Here is a 4,574-nt window from a genome sequence, read left to right on the forward strand (position 1 = left end):
TCTCTTTCGGACAATGCCTTCACAAGACCAGCTAGATTGTTTTTACCACTCTGAAGAGCAGAAACCACGTTCTTAGCAGGTGACTGAAGAAGACCGATAACATCGCCAATAAGCTCTTGTTTAGATTTGAGCTCACTTAGCATTTTTAGATGCTCTTCACCAAGGAAGACATCACTATCTATGGAAGCAGCTTTTAAAAGGGGTTTTTCACTCCCTTGTTTTTTTCTATATTCTGTAATCACCTTTGCAGGTAGATTAGCAACTTCTTCAGAAAATATCACGCCTGAAAAACCTTTTAAGGCCTCGTTTAACGGCTCGTGATCTGTTCCAGCTTTCTCTAACGCCTTTTTGATAAGTGTGTTTTTGAAGACGCCATATTCAACGCCCTTGTCAAAACACATTTTTCTGAATGCGTTTATCTGTCCTACAGATAGGCCTGACGCATCTGCGATGTAGAAGTTTGAATTTTTGGTAAACTTCTCAGTCAGGTTATCTATAATATTTGCTTTTTCTTGCCTTGTCATGGTTGTAATATCGATGAAACTCCAGAAATTGAATTTTTATCTATTTTTATTGAAGGGCTCATTGTACTTGAGAGGTTCACACTCTTAATATATGTTCCCTTCGCGGAAGCAGGCTTCAATTTTGCTACAGTTTGCATCATTTCACGTACATTCTCTCTGATTTTCTCAGGCTCGAAAGATGCTCTTCCGACACTTACGTGTATGATTCCAAACTTGTCTACTTTAAAGTCGATTTTACCAGACTTAATATCTTGCACAGCTTTTCCAACTTCTAGAGTTACTGTACCAGATTTTGGATTAGGCATTAGACCTCTTGGACCTAATACTCTACCAAGTCTACCAACTTTAGCCATTACAGTTGGCATAGTGATGATTACATCTACGTCTGTCCAACCTTTTTCTATTTTTGCTATGTATTCGTCTAAACCTACATAGTCTGCACCAGCGTCCTTAGCTTCTTGCTCTTTGTCTGGCGTACAAAGTACAAGTACTTTTAGATCCTTACCTGTACCATGAGGAAGTGTAACAACACCTCTTACCATTTGGTCAGCTTTTTTAGGATCAACACCTAAACGTATATCTAAGTCTACAGAAGCATCGAATTTAGTATAAGTAATCTCCTTAAGAAGTACTGAAGCTTCTTCAAGAGCATACTCTTTCATTTTTTCGATTTTTTCTGCTGCTGCTTTTTGGTTCTTTGTTAATTTTCCCATTGCTTTAAAAATTAATTGCTCCAAGGAGCTTTACCTGAAACCCTAATACCCATACTTCTTGCAGTACCAGCCACCATTTTCATAGCCGATTCAATTTTGAAGGCATTCAGGTCAGGCATTTTTGTTTCAGCAATATGCTGCACCTGATCCCAGGTTATACTTCCAACTTTTGTTCTATTAGATTCTGCAGAACCCTTTTTCTTCTTTGCAGCTTCAAGAATCATAACTGCTGCAGGAGGAGTTTTAATCACAAAGTCAAAAGACTTATCAGAATAAATTGTTACCACTACAGGTAACACCTGCCCTTGCTTATCTTGAGTTCTTGCATTAAACTGCTTGCAGAAATCCATGATGTTAAGTCCCTTACTACCTAAAGCGGGGCCCACTGGAGGAGATGGGTTCGCTGCGCCACCTCTAACCTGCAATTTCAAGTATCCACTAATTTCCTTAGCCATTATCTTAATCTAATTTTTCTACTTGCATATAATTCAGTTCTACAGGAGTATTCCTGCCGAATATCTTAACCATAACGTTGAGCTTTTTACGCTCTTCGAATACCTCCTCTACAGTACCAGTGAAACCACTGAAAGGACCATCCATAACTTTTACAGACTCTCCTACTATATATGGTGTTTCTAATTTCTCTTCAAACTCATCAAGCTCATCCACTCTTCCGAGTATTCGATTCACTTCATTTTGCCTTAATGCCACCGGCTCTTTACTAGAACCTGTACCATTATTGCCCAAGAAACCAATTACACCTGGTATACTTGTTACTAAGTGATTAGCTTCGCCATTACTTAAATCAGCAGAAACTAATACATAACCAGGAAAGAAATTTCTTTCCCTTACTCTTTTCTTTCCTCCCCTCATCTCATACACCTTCTCTGAAGGAATAAGAACCTGAGGAACAAAGTCTTGCAAACCCTCCCTTTCTACTTCTGTTTCCAGGTAGGTTTTAACTTTCTTCTCTTGGCCACTTACTACCCGAACTACGTACCATTTTAATTCACTCATCACTCAGATTAGTAAGTTTTAAAATTCTCCGTAAAACCAATCCATACCAGACTGGAATACATAATCTATTAATCCTATGAAAAGCGCAAATATTAGTGAAGCCACCAAAACTAAAAATGAGCTGTTTTGGAGCTGACCATATTTCGGCCATGAGACTTTATTTTTCATCTCATCGTATGACTCAAGCACAAATGTCTTTAACTTATTCATAGACTTAATTTTATAACTTTTGAGTTGCAACAAACGTCACTACTCAGTACTTTTAACTCAAAGCTGAACTCACATCAACTTACTTTAGCACGGGTGGAGAGACTCGAACTCCCAGCCAATGGTTTTGGAGACCACTACTCTACCAATTGAGCTACACCCGTTTGTTTTTTTTAAACACGGATAAGACCCTCAATACCAACTTGTTTTACCCTATTTTTAAAGCTGTTACCGTGCACCACAGCTCAAAATGGTCTGCAAAGATAATGCAAACTATTTAAGAAAACAAAAGCGTTCCGAATAATTTCGGAACGCTTTGTAAGAATCTATATATATTACTCTATAATCTCAGTTACCTGACCAGATCCTACAGTTCTACCACCTTCTCTGATAGCGAATCTAAGACCTTTTTCCATTGCAACAGTGTTGATCAATGAAACCTCGATTGAAACGTTATCACCAGGCATAACCATTTCTACTCCATCAGGAAGCATGATCTCACCAGTAACGTCAGTTGTTCTTAAATAGAACTGAGGTCTGTATTTGTTAAAGAATGGAGTGTGACGACCACCTTCTTCTTTTGAAAGAACGTAAACCTCAGCTTTGAATTTGCTGTGAGGAGTCACAGAACCAGGCTTAACGATCACCATTCCTCTTTTGATTTGAGTTTTCTCAATACCTCTAAGAAGAAGACCTACGTTATCACCAGCTTCACCTCTGTCTAATATTTTTCTAAACATCTCAACACCAGTGATTGTAGACTTAAGGTTTTCTGCACCCATACCTAAGATATCTACTGCATCACCTGAGTTGATAACACCTCTCTCGATTCTACCAGTAGCAACAGTACCACGACCAGTAATAGAGAATACGTCCTCAACAGGCATCAAGAAATCTTTGTCTACAAGACGCTCAGGAAGAGGAATGTGCTCATCAACTGCAGCCATTAATTCGTCTACCTTAGCAACCCACTCAGCTTCACCGTTAAGTGCACCAAGTGCAGATCCCTGAATTACAGGAATGTTATCGCCATCAAAGTCATAGTCAGAAAGAAGCTCTCTTACTTCCATCTCAACAAGCTCTAAAAGCTCAGCATCATCTACTAAATCCACTTTGTTCATGAAAACAACCAAAGCAGGAACACCTACCTGACGAGCCAAAAGAATGTGCTCTCTTGTTTGTGGCATAGGACCATCAGTCGCAGCAACAACAAGGATAGCACCGTCCATTTGAGCAGCACCAGTTACCATGTTCTTTACGTAGTCAGCGTGACCTGGACAGTCAACGTGTGCGTAGTGTCTTCCCGCTGTTTCGTACTCAATGTGTGAAGTATTAATTGTAATACCTCTTTCTTTCTCCTCAGGAGCATTATCAATAGAAGCGAAATCTCTTGCACTACCAAATCCTTTATCAGAAAGCACTTTAGAAATAGCTGCTGTTAACGTTGTTTTTCCGTGGTCAACGTGACCGATTGTACCAATATTCAAGTGGGGTTTTGAACGGTCAAAATTTTCTTTAGCCATATTTGAAAATCCCTAGTTTAGTTAAAATTATATTTCGTTATTAATTAGTTACCCTCTGATATAGTTTTAGAGGTAACAAAACCCATGGTTCTGCAACCTCAAAAATCTTTTGAGCCAAGAAGGGGAATTGAACCCCCGACCTCTTCCTTACCAAGGAAGCGCTCTACCCCTGAGCTATCTCGGCTGAATGTTCTGTGCTCAAAGTATATGGAAGTTGTAGTACAACTCTGAACTGAGAACCTTGAACCAAGAACTCAAGCATTATAACTGAGCGGGAGACGAGGCTCGAACCCGCGACCTACAGCTTGGAAGGCTGTCGCTCTACCAACTGAGCTACTCCCGCTTATAATTGATAAAACTGAACTTGAAAAGTCTGACTTTTCGCATCCAATTTCATAATTAAAAGAGTGGGGGGAGCAGGATTCGAACCTGCGAAGTCATAAGACAACGGATTTACAGTCCGTCCCAGTTGGCCGCTTTGGTATCCCCCCAGTAATCATCATTTTGTGAACATTTCCTCTGTAAAAAAGTGAGAAACTATGTCTCTGTTTTTTCAAAGGAAGTGCAAAATTATACGCTTTTTTCTATTT

Annotated in this window: 6 protein-coding genes and 4 tRNA genes; all 10 read right to left on the minus strand. The window is 39.5% G+C overall.

Translation table 11 applies throughout. The features are described 5' to 3' along the window. On the minus strand, positions 1-524 hold a 524-nt coding region (gene rplJ / locus E1176_RS05555), incomplete at its 3' end, for a 50S ribosomal protein L10 (RefSeq protein ID WP_155209577.1). Further along, a complete protein-coding gene (gene rplA / locus E1176_RS05560) occupies positions 521-1,237 on the minus strand; it encodes a 50S ribosomal protein L1 (RefSeq protein ID WP_155209578.1) in 717 nt (238 codons plus the stop codon). The genes rplA and rplJ, both read right to left, overlap by 4 nt. A gap of 11 nt (positions 1,238-1,248) precedes the next feature. Then, positions 1,249-1,692, minus strand: a complete 444-nt coding sequence (rplK, locus tag E1176_RS05565; protein ID WP_155209579.1) for a 50S ribosomal protein L11 — start codon at positions 1,690-1,692, stop codon at positions 1,249-1,251. 4 nt (positions 1,693-1,696) lie between these two features. Beyond that, on the minus strand, positions 1,697-2,254 hold the full coding sequence (nusG, locus tag E1176_RS05570) for a transcription termination/antitermination protein NusG (RefSeq protein ID WP_155209580.1): 558 nt from the start codon (positions 2,252-2,254) through the stop codon (positions 1,697-1,699). 18 nt (positions 2,255-2,272) lie between these two features. Continuing rightward, positions 2,273-2,464: a preprotein translocase subunit SecE gene (gene secE, locus E1176_RS05575; RefSeq protein ID WP_155209581.1), complete on the minus strand. Its 192-nt coding sequence runs from the start codon at positions 2,462-2,464 to the stop codon at positions 2,273-2,275. An 88-nt stretch (positions 2,465-2,552) separates the two neighbouring features. Further along, positions 2,553-2,625, minus strand: a tRNA-Trp gene (locus E1176_RS05580). Positions 2,626-2,796: 171 nt separating this feature from the next. Beyond that, positions 2,797-3,984, minus strand: a complete 1,188-nt coding sequence (gene tuf / locus E1176_RS05585) for an elongation factor Tu (RefSeq protein WP_155209582.1) — start codon at positions 3,982-3,984, stop codon at positions 2,797-2,799. 112 nt (positions 3,985-4,096) lie between these two features. Further along, a tRNA-Thr gene (locus E1176_RS05590) sits at positions 4,097-4,168 on the minus strand. A gap of 86 nt (positions 4,169-4,254) precedes the next feature. Beyond that, positions 4,255-4,327, minus strand: a tRNA-Gly gene (locus E1176_RS05595). Positions 4,328-4,392: 65 nt separating this feature from the next. Further along, positions 4,393-4,475, minus strand: a tRNA-Tyr gene (locus E1176_RS05600). Between the last annotated feature and the right edge of the window lie 99 nt (positions 4,476-4,574).

The sequence above is a fragment of the Fulvivirga aurantia genome (genome assembly GCF_009711475.1).
GTDB lineage: Bacteria > Bacteroidota > Bacteroidia > Cytophagales > Cyclobacteriaceae > Fulvivirga > Fulvivirga aurantia.

Bases quoted from the DNA above. Each gene is read 5' to 3' on its own strand.
- tuf (WP_155209582.1), bottom strand. From the start codon at position 3,984: ATGGCTAAAGAAAATTTTGACCGTTCAAAACCCCACTTGAATATTGGT.
- rplA (WP_155209578.1), bottom strand. From the start codon at position 1,237: ATGGGAAAATTAACAAAGAACCAAAAAGCAGCAGCAGAAAAAATCGAA.
- rplK (WP_155209579.1), bottom strand. From the start codon at position 1,692: ATGGCTAAGGAAATTAGTGGATACTTGAAATTGCAGGTTAGAGGTGGC.
- secE (WP_155209581.1), bottom strand. From the start codon at position 2,464: ATGAATAAGTTAAAGACATTTGTGCTTGAGTCATACGATGAGATGAAA.
- nusG (WP_155209580.1), bottom strand. From the start codon at position 2,254: ATGAGTGAATTAAAATGGTACGTAGTTCGGGTAGTAAGTGGCCAAGAG.